Raw genomic sequence first — 16,847 nt, forward strand, 5'->3', positions numbered from 1 at the left:
GTCACCAACCAGGAGGGAAGACACCGTGGGAGAACCACTCACCGTCGGCGTCGACTTCGGCACGCTGTCGGGCCGCGCGGTGGTCGTGCGCGTGGCTGACGGGGCCGAACTCGGCTCCGGCGTCTTCGAGTACCCGCACGGGGTGCTCGACGAGACGCTGCCCGCCACGGGCCGCGCGCTGCCGCCGGAATGGGCGCTGCAGGTGCCGGCGGACTACGTCGGGGTGCTGCGCAACGCCGTCCCGGCGGCGCTGCGGGACGCCGGCGTCGACGCGGCCGACGTCGTCGGCATCGCCACCGACTTCACCGCGTGCACGATGGTGCCGACGACCGCGGACGGGACGCCACTGTGCGAACTGCCCGAGTTCGAAGGCAACCCGCACGCGTACGTGAAGCTCTGGAAGCACCACTCGGCGCAGCCGCAGGCCGTGCGGATCAACGACCTGGCCCGCGCCCGCGGCGAGAAGTGGCTTCCGCGCTACGGCGGGCTGATCTCCTCGGAGTGGGAGTTCGCCAAGGCCCTGGAGCTGTTCGAAGAAGCACCCGAGGTCTACGCCGCGATGCGGCACTGGGTGGAGGCGGCCGACTGGATCGTCTGGCAGCTCGCCGGCACCTACGTCCGCAACGCCTGCACGGCCGGCTACAAGGGCATCCTCCAGGACGGCCAGTACCCCAGCCGCGACTTCCTCCGCGAGCTCGCCCCCGGCTTCGAGTCCTTCGTGGCCGACAAGCTGGAGCACCCGCTGGGCCAGCTGGGCTCCCGCGCCGGGTCGCTGACCGCGGAAGCCGCGGCCTGGACCGGGCTGCCCGAGGGCATCGCGGTCGCCGTCGGCAACGTCGACGCGCACGTCAGCGCGCCCGCCGCCCAGGCCGTCGAGCCCGGGCAGATGGTGGCGATCATGGGCACCTCGACCTGCCACGTGATGAACGGCGCCGAGCTGCGCGAGGTCCCCGGCATGTGCGGCGTCGTCGAAGGCGGCATCGTGCCCGGCCTGTGGGGGTACGAGGCCGGCCAGAGCGGCGTCGGCGACATCTTCGGCTGGTTCGTCGAGCACGGCGTGCCGGCGTCCTACGAGGGGCACGAGCACCTCACCCGGCTGGCCGCCCAGCAGGAGATCGGCGAACACGGCCTGATCGCGCTGGACTGGCACAGCGGCAACCGGTCGGTGCTGGTCGACCACGAGCTGTCCGGCGTGATCGTCGGGCAGACGCTCGCCACCCGTCCCCAGGACACCTACCGCGCCCTGCTGGAGGCCACCGCCTTCGGCACCCGGAAGATCATCGAAACGTTCAACGCGGCCGGCGTCCCGGTCACCGAGCTGATCATCGCGGGCGGGCTGGCGAAGAACGCGCTGCTCATGCAGATCTACGCCGACGTCACCAACCTCCCGCTGTCGGTGATCGGCTCGGCGCAGGGACCCGCGCTCGGCTCGGCCATCCACGCGGCCGTCGCCGCCGGGGCCCACCCGGACATCCGCGCGGCCGCCGCCGCGATGGGCTCGGTCGACCGCGCGGTGTACCGGCCGGTGCCCGCGCACGTCGTCGCCTACGACGAGCTGTACGCCGAATACACGCAGCTGCACGACTACTTCGGCCGTGGCGGCAACGATGTCATGCACCGCCTGGCGGCCCGCCGCCGCGATGTCGCGAAAGGACGGTCCTGATGTCGCTGACCGGTGAAGTGCTCGACACCGTCGCCGAACTCCGGGAGACGGTCGCGAAGCTGCACGGCGAGCTGACCCGCAACGAGCTGGTCATCTGGACCGCGGGCAACGTCTCCGCGCGGGTCCCGGGCCGGGACCTGCTGGTCATCAAGCCCTCGGGCGTGTCCTACGACAACCTGTCCGCGGACACCATGGTCGTCACCGACCTGCACGGCGAGCTCGTCGAAGGCGACCTCGCGCCGTCGTCCGACACCGCCGCGCACGCCTACGTCTACCGGCACATGCCGGAGATCGGCGGTGTCGTGCACACCCACTCGACCTACGCCACGGCGTGGGCGGCCCGCGGCGAGCCGATCCCGTGCGTGCTGACGATGATCGCCGACGAGTTCGGCGGGGAGATCCCCATCGGGCCGTTCGCCCTGATCGGCGACGACTCCATCGGCCGCGGCATCGTCGAAACGCTTCGCTCGAGCCGCTCGCCCGCGGTGCTGATGCGCAACCACGGCCCGTTCACCGTCGGCCGCACCGCGCGCGACGCGGTCAAGGCCGCGGTGATGGTCGAGGACGTGGCCCGCACCGTCCACAAGGCCTTCGAGCTCGGCACGCCCGAACCCCTCCCGCCCGAGGACGTCGACCGGCTCTACGCCCGGTACCAGAACGTCTACGGCCAGCACTGATCTTCCCAAGGAGAACGATGACTTCGGCATCGAAACCCCAGCTCTGGTTCCTCACCGGCAGCCAGGCCCTCTACGGCGAGGAGACCCTCGAGCAGGTCGCCGGCCAGTCGCTGCGCATCCAGCAGCTGCTGACCGCCTCCGGCGCGCTCCCGGCCGAGATCGTCGGCAAGCCGGTGCTGACCGAGGCCGCGTCGATCCGCCGCGTGCTGCAGGAGGCCAACGCCGACGCCGCCTGCGTCGGCGTGATCGCGTGGATGCACACCTTCTCGCCCGCGAAGATGTGGATCACCGGGCTCGACGCGCTGCGCAAGCCGCTGCTGCACCTGCACACGCAGCTCAACGAGGCGCTCCCGTGGTCCACCATCGACATGGACTTCATGAACCTCAACCAGGCCGCGCACGGCGACCGGGAGTTCGGGTTCATCCAGACCCGCCTCGGCGTGCCGCGCAAGACCGTCGCCGGGCACGTGTCCGACCCGGTCGTCGTCGCCCGGATCGACGCGTGGGCGCGGGCCGCGATCGGCGCCGACCACCTGCGGAACCTGCGGCTGGCCCGGTTCGGCGACAACATGCGCGACGTCGCCGTCACCGAGGGCGACAAGGTCGAGGCCGAACTGCGGTTCGGCGTCTCGGTCAACACTTACGGCGTCAACGACCTCGTCGAGCTGGTCGACCAGGTGTCCGAAAAGGACTCTGTGGACGCGCTGGTGCAGCGCTACGCCGAGGAATACAACGTTGTGCCGGAGCTGGCGGCCGGGGGAGCGCGGCACGAGTCGCTGCAGTACGCCGCCCGCATCGAAGCCGGGATGCGGAAGTTCCTCACCGACGGCGGGTTCGGTGCCTTCACCACGAACTTCGAGGACCTCGGCGGACTGCGGCAGCTGCCCGGCCTCGCGGTGCAGCGCCTGATGGCCGACGGCTACGGCTTCGGCGGCGAGGGCGACTGGAAGACCTCGGCGCTGCTCGCCGCGGTCAAGGCGATGGGCGTGGGCAAGACCCGCGGCACGTCGTTCATGGAGGACTACACCTACCACTTCGGGCCGGGCAAGCCGAAGATCCTCGGCGCCCACATGCTGGAGGTCTGCCCGAGCATCGCCGCCGCCAAGCCGTCCTGCGAGATCCACGCGCTGGGCATCGGCGGCCGCGAGGACCCGGTCCGGCTGGTCTTCGACGCCGCGCCCGGCCCCGGTGTCGTCCTCGGCCTGGTCGACCTCGGCGACCGGTTCCGGCTGGTGGCCAACGAGATCGACGTCGTCGCGCCGGACGAGCCGCTGCCGAACCTGCCGGTCGCCCGGGCGGTCTGGGAGCCGGCGCCGTCGCTGGCGACTTCCGCGGAGTCGTGGATCACCGCGGGCGGCCCGCACCACACCGTGCTCACCCAGGCCGTGGGCACCGAGACCCTGCGTGACTTCGCGAACCTGCTCGGCGTCGAACTCCTCGTCATCGACAAGGACACGACGCCGCACGACTTCGCCGACCGCATCCGCTGGAACCAGGCTTACCACCGGCTCGCTCAGGGCTTCTGAGAAAGGAAGAAAGAACGATGAAGTTCACCAGAGGAATCGCGGCGGTCGCCGCCGCGGGGCTCGTGCTCACGCTGTCGGCGTGCGGCTCGAGCCAGAAGACCGCGGACCAGACCGCGGCTCCCGGCGCCAGCGCGGCGGGCGCCCTGGTCGGCGTCACCATGCCGACCAAGTCGTCGGAACGCTGGATCCACGACGGCGACAACATCAAGGCCGCCCTGGAGAAGCTCGGCTACAAGGTCGACCTCCAGTACGCCGAGAACGACATCCCCACCCAGGTGAACCAGATCGAGAACCAGATCACCAAGGGCGCCAAGGTCCTGGTCATCGCCTCGATCGACGGCACCGCCATCACCACCCAGCTGCAGGAGGCGGCCGACAAGAAGATCCCGGTCATCGCCTACGACCGGCTGATCCGCAATTCACCGAACGTCGACTACTACGCCACCTTCGACAACTTCAAGGTCGGTGTCGAGCAGGCGAACTCGCTGGTCAAGGGCCTGGGTGACGGTGCGGGCCCGTTCAACGTCGAGCTGTTCGCCGGGTCCCCGGACGACAACAACGCGACCTTCTTCTTCAACGGCGCGATGTCCGTCCTCAAGCCCCTGATGGACAGCGGCAAGCTGGTCGTCAAGAGCGGCCAGACCGACTTCGCCCGCGCGGCCATCCTGCGCTGGGACCCGGCCACCGCGCAGCGGCGCATGGAGGACCTGCTCACCAAGACCTACACCGGTGGCGCGAAGGTCCAGGGCGTGCTCTCGCCGTACGACGGCCTGTCGATCGGCATCCTGTCGGCGCTGAAGAGCAACGGCTACGGCACCGCCGGCCAGCCGTACCCGATCGTCACCGGGCAGGACGCCGAGGTCGCCTCGGTCAAGTCCATCATCGCCGGTGAGCAGTACTCGACGATCTTCAAGGACACCCGCATCCTCGCCGACACCACGGTGAAGATGGCCGACGCGGTGCTCAAGGGCGGCAAGCCCGAGGTCAACAACACGAAGGACTACGACAACGGCAAGAAGGTCGTCCCGTCCTTCCTGCTGCAGCCGGTCACCGTGGACAAGGCCAACTACCAGAAGGAACTCGTCGACTCGGGCTACTACACGGCAGGTCAGCTGAAATGACCGAACTGCTCGGCATGCGCGGGATCACCAAGACCTTCCCCGGGGTCAAGGCGCTGTCGGACGTCACTCTTTCCGTGCGCCGCGGGGAAATCCACGCGATCTGCGGGGAGAACGGCGCCGGGAAGTCCACCCTGATGAAGGTGCTCTCGGGCGTCTACCCCCACGGGACGTACGACGGCGAGATCACCTTCGACGGGCAGCGGTGCGAGTTCGGGTCGGTGCGCGACAGCGAACGGCGCGGGATCGTGATCATCCACCAGGAGCTCGCGCTGTGCGGCCAGTTGTCGATCGCGGAGAACATCTTCCTCGGCAACGAACAGGCCAAGCGCGGCTGGGTCGACTGGAACCGCACCAACCACGAGGCCGGCGCGCTGCTCAAGCGCGTCGGCCTCGCCGAAAACCCCACGCGGGCGGTGCAGGAACTCGGTGTCGGCAAGCAGCAGCTCGTCGAGATCGCCAAGGCACTGTCCAAAGAGGTCAAGCTGCTGATCCTCGACGAGCCCACCGCGGCGCTCAACGACGACGACTCGGCCCACCTGCTCGACCTGCTGCGCGGGCTGCGGGACGAGGGCGTCACCTGCGTGATCATCTCGCACAAGCTCGGCGAGGTGACGGCGATCGCCGACACCGTCACGATCCTGCGTGACGGCAAGACGATCGAAACGCTCGACGCGGCGGGGCTGACCGAAGAGCGCATCATCACCGGGATGGTCGGCCGTGACCTCGAGCACCGGTTCCCGCCGCGGGAGCCGGAGATCGGCGAAGAGGTGCTGCGGATCGAGGACTGGACCGTGCACAGCCCCACCCAGGCCGGGCGGGTCGTGGTCGACCGCGCGTCGCTTTCGCTGCGGCGCGGGGAGATCGTCGGCCTGGCCGGGCTGATGGGCGCGGGCCGCACCGAACTCGCGATGAGCGTGTTCGGCCGGTCGTGGGGCAAGGACATCTCCGGGCGGATCCTCAAGCACGGCAAGGAGATCGAGGTCCGGTCGGTGCAGGAGGCCGTCCGCCACGGCATCGCCTACGCCACCGAGGACCGGAAGCGCTACGGGCTCAACCTGATCGAGGACATCCAGCGCAACGTGTCCGCGGCCGGGCTGGGCAAGCTGGCCAAGCGCGGCTGGGTCAACGAGCACGCCGAGCACGACACCGCCAACCGATACCGCCGTGACCTGCGGATCAAGGCACCGAGCGTGCAGAGCGTGACCGGGAAGCTCTCCGGCGGCAACCAGCAGAAGGTCGTGCTGGCCAAGTGGATCTTCACCGATCCGGACGTGCTGATCCTGGACGAGCCGACCCGCGGCATCGACGTGGGCGCGAAGTTCGAGATCTACACGATCATCAACGAGCTGGCCGCCCAGGGGAAGGCCGTCCTGGTCATCTCCTCCGAGCTGCCGGAGCTGCTCGGGCTCTGCGACCGGATCTACGCGCTCTCGGCGGGCCGGATCACCGGCGAGGCCAAGCGCGAAGAAGCCACTCAGGAACTGCTGATGCAGTACATGACTAAGGAACGGGAATGACCACGACCGAAGCGCGGCCCGCCGTGCCCCCGGTTGAGCGCTCCAAGCGGAGGATCTCGATCAACCCGCGCCAGAGCGGCATCTACGTCGCGTTCGCGCTGATCGTGGTGCTGTTCGAGGTGCTCACCGGTGGCGCGCTGCTGGAGCCGCAGAACATCTCCAACATCATCGTGCAGAACAGCTACGTGCTGATCCTCGCGATCGGGATGATCCTGGTGATCATCTCCGGGCACATCGACCTGTCCGCCGGGTCGGTCGTCGCGATGACCGGCGCGGTGTCGGCGGTGCTGATGGTGAACTCGCACGTGCCGTGGTTCCTGGCGGTGCTGATCACCCTCGTCGTCGGCGCGGCGATCGGCGCGTGGCAGGGCTACTGGGTCGCCTACTTCGGCATCCCGGCGTTCATCGTGACGCTGGCCGGCATGCTGGCGTTCCGGGCCCTGACCCTGACGGTGCTGGGCAACCAGGGCATCGGCCCGTTCCCGGACGCGATCCGCACGCTCTCCAACGGCTTCACCTCCGGCTACCTGGGCAACATCGGCCTCGGCCCGCTCGGCGGGGCCGACCTGGTGTCGCTGCTCGCCGGCGTCGCCGCGGTGGCCGGGATCGTGTTCACGCAGTGGCGGAAGCGGGCGGGACGGATGGGCTACGGCCAGGACGTCGATCCCTTCCCGGTGTTCGTGCTCAAGATCGCCGGGATCGCGGTGATGGTGCTCGCGCTGGTCGTGCAGCTGGCGCGGTTCAAGAACCTGCCGTGGGTGCTCATCCTGCTGGCGGTGCTGGTGCTCGGCTACTCGCTGGTGGCCGGGAAGTCGGTGTTCGGCCGGCACATCTACGCCGTGGGCGGCAACCTGCAGGCCGCGACGCTCTCGGGCGTCAAGGTCAAGCAGGTGACGTTCTGGATCTTCGTCAACATGGGCGTGCTGGCCGCGCTGGCGGGGATCATCTTCGCCGGCCGGCTCAACCAGGCGGGCCCGACGGCGGGCGTCAACTTCGAGCTCGACGCGATCGCGGCGGCGTTCATCGGCGGCGCGGCCGTCCAGGGCGGCGTCGGCAAGGTGGTCGGCGCGATCACCGGTGGCCTGATCATGGCGGTGATCAACAACGGCATGTCGCTGATCGGCGCCCCGAGCGAGCGGGTGATGCTGGTCAAGGGTGTCGTGCTGCTGGCCGCGGTGGCCTACGACATCTGGACGAAGCGGCGCGCGGCTTCCTGAGCCGGGTGCCGTCGGAGGGGGCCTTTCCCGGGTGCGGGAAAGGCCCCCTCTTCGTGTGGGTGAATACCTTCGTCGGAACGCGGTTTCGAAGTCCTCGAACCGCGTTGACCGGTGGCCGGGCGGGCTGTGACAGTCCCGGGCATGCGCCGCCTCGTCTTCGCCCTGATCACCCTGCTGCTGTGCGGTTTCTGCGTTCCGGCCGCGGCGGCGGCACCCGGGCGCGCCCGCACCGGGACCGTCTTGGCCACCGGCTGGAGATTCCACCTCGGCGACGTTCCCGGCGCCGAGGTGGCCGATTTCGACGATTCCGCGTGGACGCCGGTCTCCGTGCCCCACACGTGGAACGCCGCCGACGGCTCCGACGGCGGCGGCGACTACCGGCGTGACGTCGGGTGGTACCGGACCCGGGTGGCCGTCCCGGCCGGCGACCGGCGGGTGTTCCTGCAGTTCGACGGCGCGAACCTGGTCACCGACGTCTACGTCGGCGGCCGGCGCGCCGGCCGCCACGAAGGCGGCTACTCCGGCTTCCGGTTCGACATCACCGGACTTGTCCGCCCCGGGGAACTCGTACCGGTCGCGGTGGCGGTCGACAACCGCAAGAACGCGGCCGTGGCCCCCCTCGACGGCGACTTCACGCAGTTCGGTGGCCTCTACCGCGACGTCCGGCTGATCACCACCGATCCGTTCCACGTCGACGCGCTCGACTACGGCGGGCCGGGTGTCACCGTGCGGCAGAACGCGCTCACCGCGGCGGCGGCCGACCTCTCGGTGACGACGCGGGTCACGAACGACTCCGCGGTGACGCGGCGGATCCCCGTCCGGACCGTGGTCCGGGACGCTTCCCGCCGGGTCGTGGCGGTCTCGGCCACCACCGTCACCGTGGGCGCGGGCCGCACGGCCCCGGTGACCTCGGCGGTGCGGGTGATCCGTCCGCACCGGTGGAACGGCGTCCGGGATCCTTACCTGTACTCGGTCACCGCCGAGGTGGGCGGGGATGCGGTGACCGTCCCGCTCGGGCTGCGCACCTTCGCCGTCGACCCCGGGCGTGGCTTCCTGCTCAACGGCGTCCCGTACCCGCTGCACGGGGTGAACACCCAGCTGCCCAGCCGCCCGGACCGCGGGGCGGCGGTCTCCGATGCCGACGTCGACGCCGACTACGCGCTGATCGCCGAGCTGGGGGCGAACGCCGTCCGGATGGCCCACTACCAGCACTCGCCGCGCGAGTACGAGCTCGCCGACCGGCTCGGCCTGATCGTCTGGACCGAGGTGCCGCTGGTCGGCTGGGTGACGGATTCGCCGGCCTTCACCGCGAACGCCGAGGCCCAGGCGCACGAGCTGGTCCGGCAGAACGTCAACCACCCGTCGGTGGCGATGTGGGGCCTCGGCAACGAGCAGTACGCCTCCAGCCCGGCCGCCAACGCCGTGCTCGCCGCGGTCCAGGACGTCTTCCGCGCCGATGACCCGGACCGGCTCACGACGTACGCGCACTGCTGCCTGTCCGACACCGACGCCCTCGCTGGCCACGCGGACCTGACCGGCTACAACCGCTACTACGGCTGGTACCTGCCCGGCGCCGCGAACCTGGGGAAGTGGGCGGACGAGCTGCACCGGGCCGAGCCGGAGCGCCGGATCTCGGTCTCCGAGTACGGGGCCGGCGCGAGCGTCCGGCAGCACGAGCAGCACCCCGTCCCGCCGGTCCCCGGCGGGCACTGGCACCCCGAGGAGTACCAGGCGGAGGTCGCCGAGGCGTCGTGGCGGGCGATCGAGGCCCGGCCGTACCTGTGGGGGAGCTTCGTCTGGGTGATGTTCGACTTCGCCTCGGACGGGCGCAACGAGGGCGACCGCCCGGGCATCAACGACAAGGGGCTGGTCACCGACGACCGGGTGACCAGGAAGGACGCCTTCTACTGGTACCAGGCCAACTGGTCGGACCGGCCGGCCGTGCACATCACTTCCGCCCGCGACACCGTCCGGACCACCGCCACCACCGACGTCAAGGTCTACGCCGGTACCGCGCCGGTCAGCCTCTCGGTCAACGGCGTCCCGGTCGGCACCCGGGTGCCCGACGGTCACATCGCCGTCTGGGCCGGGGTCGCCCTGCAGCCGGGGCCGAACGTCGTCCGGGCGACCTCCCTCGGGGACGGCCGGACGGACACCGTCACCTGGACCCGGCAGCCGTGACCGGCCCCTTCGGGGAATGTCCTCGAAGGGGCCGGTCAGCGGGTCACTGGTTGCAGCGCTTGCCGGTGTTGATGCAGTTGACGACCTGGTTCATCAGACGCTGGCCCATGACGTTGGCGAAGTCGTCGTGGTCCGAGCGGGGGTTGTGCTTCTCCTGCGCGAAGGCGTCCACCTTGTACTGGCCCTTGACCTGGATGTCGTGCGGGATGTTGTAGACCAGCTTGATCACCAGCTGCGGCACGTTCTGGAAACCCTTCGGGCACTTGCCCTGCTGGTCGGCGAACACGATGTGCGTGCGGTGGTTGGCGCTGTCGATGTTCTTGCCGTCCCAGCAGTTCGGGAAGGCGTGGATCCGCTCCACCTTGCTGTTCTGCGGGCAGATCGGGTAGTGGTCGGTGAGCCGGTCCTCGAAGCCCGTGCAGGTCCAGCTGGGCCGGGCGTTGGCCGGGCCGTTGGTGCTCTGCTTGGCGTCGCCGTAGAGGATCCGGAGGAACTGCGGCATCGCGACGACCTTGCTCGCGCCGCCGCTGGTGAAGGTGATCGTCGCCGACTGGACGCGCTGGATCTCGCCGTCGTTGTCGCCGACCTCGTTCTTGTCGTTGACGCCGGGCAGTTCCGCCGGCTGGCCGTTGCTGTTCTGGCCGCCGTTGTCGATGCCGCCCTGGCCGTTCTGCTTGAGCGCGCACTGCGCGAGCCCGCCGAGGTTGGTCGGCTTCGCGGCCCGGCGGCCGATCGCGATGGCGATCCGGTCGATGGTGGCCGCGCGCTTGTCCTTGAGCGGCCCGACGACGGCGTTCTGGATGTCCTGCGGCGTCTTGAGATCGCCGTTCGCGATCCGCTTGTTGGCCTCGTCGATCTGCTTGTCGAGCAGGTCGAGGTTGCGGTTGACCTCGTCCATCGCCTGGTCGGGGACGTCGGGCAGCTTGCTGGCGACGTCGGGGCAGTCGACCTGGGCGCTCGCCTTGTCCTTGGCGCTGCCGGCCCGGTCGGGCTGGGTGGCGGGCGGGTTCTTCTCGGCGTCGCCGGTGTCGATGCGGACGACGGGCCAGAAGTAGGCCGACTTGTCGCCGTTCTTGCAGGTGGTGCCGGCCTTCACGAGGCTCTTGTTGTTCGAGTCGGCGTTCGTGGAGAGGTTGCCGACGTAGTCGTGCAGGTGCTGGGCACCGTTCTTGATCCCCGGCTGGGCGATGAAGTTGTCGGGGTTGAAGTGCTGGTTCTCGTTGCGGCCGCAGTCCACGGTGAACGTGCCGCGGGCGCCCTTCTGCTGCAGCGCCTTGTTCACGTTGACGCCCGACGGGACCTTCGCGATGTCGAGGAAGAACGACGGGTCGGCCTCGTCGGCGCTGGCCTCGCCGGTGCGGCCGGCGGTGGTCGCGACGACGATGCCGCCGACGGCCAGCGCGAGCGCCAGGCCACCGGTCGCGATCTTCGTGCGGCGGGTGATGCGATGTCTGCCCGTGGCGGGGGTGCGGGAAGTATTCCGGGCCATGTTCACCTCGTTCGGTTTTCCGGGCACGCTGAAGAAAGCCTGCGTGCCCGGGCTGGAGACGCGCGGAACCCGGGGAGTGGCACCGGGTCGCGGGTATCGGGGGACCCGCCCGGTGTCACTGGTTCCGGCATTGGGGGGAACGGCCGCGGGACGGGCCCGGTTCAAGCCGCCCTTCCGCCGTTACCGTTTCGTTATTTATGGAAGGTGAACAAAGTTCACGTCTATCGGTGTGATCGCTAACATCGACGCATGCCCGTGGACGACGCAGGTCCCGACGGCCCGCTCCGTGCGCGGCCCCTCCAGCGGCGGGGCACGCTGGGGGTGATCGCGACCGGGTCGTCGGCGTCGGGGCCGGTGTTGCACGGCCTGCGTGCCGCCGCCCGCGAGCAGGAATACGTGCTGAGCGTCTTCAGCGTGTCGGTCAACAGCGGCGCGGCGGTGCTCGCCGCGGTGGCCGGCCTGCAGCTGCAGGGGGTGGCCGGGATCGTGGTGCTCGACGGGCACCTCCTGGCCGAGCTGGCCCCGGTCGCCGAAATCCCCCTCGTGCCGGCGGCGTCCACCGACCAGTACGCGGGGGCGCGCCAGGCCACGGAACACCTCCTGGCCCTCGGCCACCCGACGGTCTGGCACCTCGGCGGACCGGAGGAAGGACCGGTGGCCCGCGCCCGCGAGCGCGGCTGGCGCGAGACGCTCGAACGCCACGGAGCGGAGGTCCCCCCGGTGGTCCGCGGCGACTGGTCCGCCCGCTCGGGTTTCCGCGCCGGCCAGTCCCTGGCGGTCGAATCCGGGGTGGGCGCGGTGTTTTCGGCGAACGACCACATGGCACTGGGACTGGTGGCGGCGTTCGCGGAGGTGGGCATGCGAGTCCCGCGCGACGCCCACGTGGTCGGCTTCGACGACGTCCCCGAAGCGGCGTACTTCGCCCCGCCGTTGACCACGGTCCGCCAGGACTACGTGGCGGCGGGCCGCCACACGCTGGCGACACTGGCGGCCCGCATCGACGGCGTGGCGGTGCCGGCGTGGGGAACGGTCGAGGCCGAGCTGGTGGTGCGGGAGAGCAGCCGCTGCCTCAAAGGCGTGTAGCGCGCGTGATCACCTGGGACGGCGGTTCGATCTGCGGCCGGGGAACGATGTTGCCCTCGCCTGCGGTGATCACTAAGGTCGGTCGCGTGACTGCCGGGTCGGCCTTGGGCCATACACGAGTGAGTTTCCCGGCCTCGGCGTGAGCCCGAGGCGGGCCAGAGGCCCGCCGCCTTCTCCGCGTCTTTAGCTCCCGGCGCCCACGTGCGGCGTCTTTCAAACGGATCCCGAGACCGGAGACACCCCACTGATGTCCTATCACCAGCCATACCCACCTGCCGGCGTCCAGCTGAACCACACGGCTGTCTACGCGAGCGACCGTTCCCTGTCCGCCGAGTTCATCGCCGCGATCCTGGGCCTGGAAGTCGGTGCACCGTTCGGGCCGTTCCTGCCGGTTGACCTCGGCAACGGCGTGACGCTCGACTACTACGAGAAGAGGGACGAGCCGATCCAGGCGCAGCACTACGCCTTCCTCGTGCCCGACGAGCAGTTCGACGCCGTGATCGCCCGTCTGGAGGCGGTCGGGGTCACCTACTACGCGGACCCTCGCCACATCGACCCCGGCCGGGTGAACGATCTGTTCGGTGGTCGCGGCGCCTACTTCGACGACCCGGACGGTCACAACATGGAGGTCATGACTCGGCCTTACGCCCGTCCGTAGCGCATGACAGGGCGGCCGACGGGCCCACGGACCCGGGTCTGCTTCCGCACTGGGGTGAACTGTGGGCTGTCGGCCGCCTGTCCGACCCCGCTTCGCAGCTTCCGCGATCCGGAGCTCCAGGAGGCCTCGAAGACGCCGGCGTCACGCCACTGCCGGAAGCGGTTGGAGACCGTCGACGATGCGCCGGACTCCTGCGGCACCTCCCGCACTGCGCGCCGGTCTTGAACCGCCGGATCACGCCCTCGAACTGCCGGCGGAGGTGCTCGAGGTACGGGCCGTACTCGCCGACCGGCAGATGGCCCGATGAACTCCCACTCGTCGTCGGTCAGATGCACTCGCGTCACAGAGAACGACCTACCGGGTCGGCCTCCATCGCGAGGGCCGATCCCGCGGATTGACCACCACTCGATACGCGCGCCAGCGCCGATCGCCGCCGGCCCGCGGATCACCGGGTCAGCGGCAGAGCGGCCATCCCGCGCAGCGCCGGGTTGGGGCGGCGCCGCACCTCGCCTTCGATCCGCAGCGTGGGAAACCGCTTCCCCAGCTGTTCGAGCAGCACGGTCATCTCGAGCCGCGCCAAGGCCGCGCCGAGGCACAGGTGCAAGCCGTGGCCGAAGAACAGCCCGCGGCCGCCTTCGCGAGTGATGTCGAAGCGGTCCGGGTCCGCGAAGCGCGCAGGATCCCGGTTCGCCGCGCCGGCGAGGAGCACGACCACGTCGTCCGCCGGGATCTCCCGGCCGTCGAGCACCGCCGGCCCGGCGGCCACGCGCTGGCTCATCTGGGCGGCCCCGTCCCACCGCAGCATCTCCTCGGCCGCGCCGGCCGCCAGCCCCGGATCACCGGCGAGGAGGGCGAACTGGTCCGGGTGGGTCAGCAGGGCGTGGACACCGTTGCCCAGCGCGCCCGCGGTGGTCTCGTAGCCGCCGCCGAACAACACGAGGAGGGAATTGAGCACCTCCTCCTCCGACATCAGCTCCACCTCGGCGGTGGGCCGGGCCAGCAGCGCGGACGTCAGGTCGGCACGCGGTTCCGCACGCCGCCGGGCGATCAGCTCCGTGAAGTAGGCGCGGAATTCGACGGCGGCCGCGTCCACCTCCGCGCGCAGATCCACCGGCATCGCGGGCTGGACCTGCTTGCCGATCAGATCGGTGAGGCGGCGAAGCCGGTCGTGGTCGGTTTCGGGCACGCCGACCAGGTCGCCGATCACGGCCATCCCGAGGGGGTAGAGGACCGTGCCGACGAACTCCGCCGCGGTCCCGTCCGCCGTGGCGTCGGCGAAGCCGTCGAGCACCCGGTCGGTGGCCCGGCGGACGGCGGGCTCCAGTTCCCGGACGCGCCGGACGGTGAAGTCGCGGACGAGCAGGCGGCGCTCGCGCGTGTGTTCCGGCGGGTTCTTCCACGGCAGGAGGTCGGCCAGCAGCACCATGGCCGGGTTCTCCCGCCAGCCCGGCGTGTGCCGGTCGCGCCACTGGGCGTCCAGCACCCGGAAGGTCTCACCGTCGGCGAGCACGGCCTGGCAGTCGGCGAACCGGCTGAGGACCCAGCCGCCGAAGACTTCGCTGCGGAAGACCGGCGTCTCTTCGCGAAGCGTCGCGTAGACCGGGTACGGATCGGCGAGCCCGGCCGGGGTGGACAGGGACAGCAAGGCCTGGTCGGCGGCTGCGGACACGAGTGCTCCCTCCAGTGGCGAAACGGTGCCCGCAGTCTTCTCCGGGCGCCCGTGCCGGAGCAGGGTTCGGGCCCGGCTTCACCCGGATGGCAGTGTCAGAGCTTCAGGCGGTCGCCCAGGCCGCGGATGTGGTCCGCCGCACCGCAGTCCAGGTCGAGCTGGCGACGGCGTTCCGCGACGAACGCCCGGCCCAGCCCCGTCCGGTCCGATGTGGACATGCTCCGGCGCAGTTCGTTCAGCAGCCCGCGTTCCTCGCCGCGCACATGAGCGTCGACGACTTTCTCCAGACGTGGCAACGCCTTTTCGAAGTCGTCGCCCTCCAGGACCGCGAGCAGGTCGTCGGCGAGCGGTTCGCCCGGCGCGTCCGGGCGGACGATCCGCTCGGTCGCCGTCGCGTGGGCGACCAGCAGGGCCGACAGCTCCGCCACCAGCGCCGGCCGGTCGGCTTCGGTGTTGCGCAGGTCGCGCAGCAGCTGCTCGAACCGGCGGTGGTCGGCCAGCAGGACCTCGACCAGGTCCGAACCCGGCGCCGCCGCGGCCGGGGCCGGGCGCATCCAGCCGAACGTCAGCTCCACCGCCTGGCGCCAGTGCGCGTATTCGGAGTCACGGCGGGCCGGGTCCATCGCCGGCAGCCACTGGCCGGCCCGGTGCCAGTTGCGCCGCAGGCCCTCCAGGTCCGGCCAGTACCCGACGGACAGCCCCGCCGCGTAAGCCGCGCCCAGCGAGACCGTCTCCGCCACCATCGGACGCACCACCGGCACGTCGAGGACGTCGGCGATGCACTGCATCAGCAAGTTGTCCGCGGTCATCCCGCCGTCGACCTTCAACGTCGACAGGGCCAGCCCGGAGTCGGCGTTCATCGCGTCGACGACCTCGCGGGTCTGCCAGGCGGTCGCTTCCAGCACCGCCCGCGCCAGGTGGCCCTTCGTGATGTACGACGTCAGCCCGGCGATCACCCCGCGCGCCTCGCTGTGCCAGTGCGGCGCGAACAGGCCGGAGAACGCGGGCACGATGTAGCAGCCGCCGTTGTCCTCGACCGTCCTGGCCAGCGTCTCGATCTCGGGCGCGCTGCCGATCAGCTCCAGGCCGTCCCGGAACCACTGGACCAGCGATCCGGTGACGGCGATCGAGCCTTCGAGGGCGTACACCGCGGGCTCGTCACCGATCTTGAACCCGACGGTGGTGAGCATGCCGTGGGTGGACAGCACCGGCGTCGGGCCGGTGTTGAGCAGCAGGAAGCTGCCGGTGCCGTAGGTGCACTTGGCCTCGCCGGGCGCGAAGCAGGTCTGGCCGAACAGCGCCGCCTGCTGGTCGCCGAGCGCCGCGGCGATCCGGATGCCGGGGACCACTCGCGAAGTGGTGCCGTAGACCTCGGTCGAGGACCGGATCTCCGGCAGCATCGCGCGCGGGACGTCGAAGAACTCCAGGAGCTCGTCGTCCCAGTTCAGCGTGCGCAGGTTCATCAGCATGGTGCGCGAGGCGTTGGTGACGTCGGTGACGTGCACGCCGCCCTCGGCGCCGCCGGTGAGGTTCCAGATCAGCCAGCTCTCGATGGTGCCGAAGAGGACGTCCCCGCGTTCGGCCCGCTCGCGCAGCCCCGGGGTGCGTTCGAGCAGCCAGCGGATGCGCGGTGCCGAGAAGTAGGTGGCCAGGGGCAGGCCGCACAGCTGCCGCACGCGGTCGGCGCCGGGTTCGCGGGCGAGCTGTTCGAGCATGGCGTCGGTGCGGGTGTCCTGCCAGACGATCGCCCGTCCGACGGGGTTGCCGGTACGCCGGTCCCACAGGACGGTGGTCTCGCGCTGGTTGGCGATCCCCAGCCCGACGACCTGATCGGCGGTGGCGCCCGCGTCGGCGAGCGCCTGCGGGACGATCCGGGAGACGTTCCGCCAGATCTCGGTCGCGTCGTGCTCGACCCAGCCGGGCCGCGGGAAGTGCTGCTGGTGTTCGCGCTGGACGACCGAGACGAGCCGGCCGCGGGCGTCGAACAGGATGCACCGGGTGGAGGTGGTGCCCTGGTCGATGGACATCACGTACCGCTGGACCATG

Annotated in this window: 12 protein-coding genes; 9 read left to right on the forward strand and 3 right to left on the reverse strand. The window is 70.5% G+C overall.

Annotated elements, in window-relative coordinates; genetic code table 11:
* Nucleotides 1-25: 25 nt before the first annotated feature.
* The 7 genes from araB (at nucleotide 26) to QRY02_RS11290 (ending at nucleotide 9,902) form a co-directional block, all read left to right on the forward strand.
* Entirely contained in the window at nucleotides 26-1,663 is a 1,638-nt protein-coding gene (araB, locus tag QRY02_RS11260) for a ribulokinase (RefSeq protein ID WP_285991463.1), read from the forward strand.
* A complete protein-coding gene (locus tag QRY02_RS11265; protein ID WP_086850157.1) occupies nucleotides 1,663-2,340 on the forward strand; it encodes an L-ribulose-5-phosphate 4-epimerase in 678 nt (225 codons plus the stop codon). The genes araB and QRY02_RS11265 overlap by 1 nt, the downstream gene beginning before the upstream one ends.
* Before the next feature lie 17 nt (nucleotides 2,341-2,357).
* A complete protein-coding gene (gene araA, locus QRY02_RS11270; protein WP_285991464.1) occupies nucleotides 2,358-3,866 on the forward strand; it encodes an L-arabinose isomerase in 1,509 nt (502 codons plus the stop codon).
* A 17-nt stretch (nucleotides 3,867-3,883) separates the two neighbouring features.
* Nucleotides 3,884-4,987: a multiple monosaccharide ABC transporter substrate-binding protein gene (gene chvE, locus QRY02_RS11275; RefSeq protein WP_285991465.1), complete on the forward strand. Its 1,104-nt coding sequence runs from the start codon at nucleotides 3,884-3,886 to the stop codon at nucleotides 4,985-4,987.
* The gene (gene mmsA, locus QRY02_RS11280; RefSeq protein WP_285991466.1) at nucleotides 4,984-6,504 is read left to right on the forward strand and encodes a multiple monosaccharide ABC transporter ATP-binding protein; all 1,521 of its coding nucleotides are present in this window, start codon (nucleotides 4,984-4,986) and stop codon (nucleotides 6,502-6,504) included. The genes chvE and mmsA overlap by 4 nt, the downstream gene beginning before the upstream one ends.
* Nucleotides 6,501-7,721, forward strand: a complete 1,221-nt coding sequence (gene mmsB / locus QRY02_RS11285; RefSeq protein ID WP_285991467.1) for a multiple monosaccharide ABC transporter permease — start codon at nucleotides 6,501-6,503, stop codon at nucleotides 7,719-7,721. Before mmsA ends, mmsB begins: the two co-directional genes overlap by 4 nt.
* Before the next feature lie 141 nt (nucleotides 7,722-7,862).
* Nucleotides 7,863-9,902, forward strand: coding sequence for a glycoside hydrolase family 2 protein (locus tag QRY02_RS11290; protein ID WP_285991468.1), 2,040 nt, complete (start codon nucleotides 7,863-7,865; stop codon nucleotides 9,900-9,902).
* A 43-nt stretch (nucleotides 9,903-9,945) separates the two neighbouring features.
* Here the strand turns inward: QRY02_RS11290 and QRY02_RS11295 are convergent, their stop codons facing one another.
* Nucleotides 9,946-11,391 carry a DUF1996 domain-containing protein gene (locus QRY02_RS11295; RefSeq protein WP_285993817.1) on the reverse strand — a complete coding sequence of 482 codons (1,446 nt, stop codon included), beginning with the start codon at nucleotides 11,389-11,391 and terminating at the stop codon, nucleotides 9,946-9,948.
* Nucleotides 11,392-11,640: 249 nt separating this feature from the next.
* Between QRY02_RS11295 and QRY02_RS11300 the strand changes: the two genes are divergently transcribed.
* Both QRY02_RS11300 and QRY02_RS11305 read left to right on the forward strand, forming a co-directional pair.
* Nucleotides 11,641-12,474, forward strand: a complete 834-nt coding sequence (locus QRY02_RS11300) for a substrate-binding domain-containing protein (RefSeq protein WP_285991469.1) — start codon at nucleotides 11,641-11,643, stop codon at nucleotides 12,472-12,474.
* 247 nt (nucleotides 12,475-12,721) lie between these two features.
* Nucleotides 12,722-13,132 (forward strand): VOC family protein, encoded by a 411-nt coding sequence (locus QRY02_RS11305; protein WP_285991470.1) that lies wholly within the window; start codon nucleotides 12,722-12,724, stop codon nucleotides 13,130-13,132.
* Between the two features lie 445 nt (nucleotides 13,133-13,577).
* Here the strand turns inward: QRY02_RS11305 and QRY02_RS11310 are convergent, their stop codons facing one another.
* Both QRY02_RS11310 and glpK read right to left on the reverse strand, forming a co-directional pair.
* Nucleotides 13,578-14,801, reverse strand: a complete 1,224-nt coding sequence (locus QRY02_RS11310; RefSeq protein WP_285991471.1) for a cytochrome P450 — start codon at nucleotides 14,799-14,801, stop codon at nucleotides 13,578-13,580.
* A 95-nt stretch (nucleotides 14,802-14,896) separates the two neighbouring features.
* Nucleotides 14,897-16,846 (reverse strand): glycerol kinase GlpK, encoded by a 1,950-nt coding sequence (gene glpK, locus QRY02_RS11315; protein WP_285991472.1) that lies wholly within the window; start codon nucleotides 16,844-16,846, stop codon nucleotides 14,897-14,899.
* Nucleotide 16,847 lies beyond the last annotated feature (1 nt).

Origin of the sequence: Amycolatopsis sp. DG1A-15b, from assembly GCF_030285645.1 — a bacterium.
Taxonomy (GTDB): domain Bacteria; phylum Actinomycetota; class Actinomycetes; order Mycobacteriales; family Pseudonocardiaceae; genus Amycolatopsis.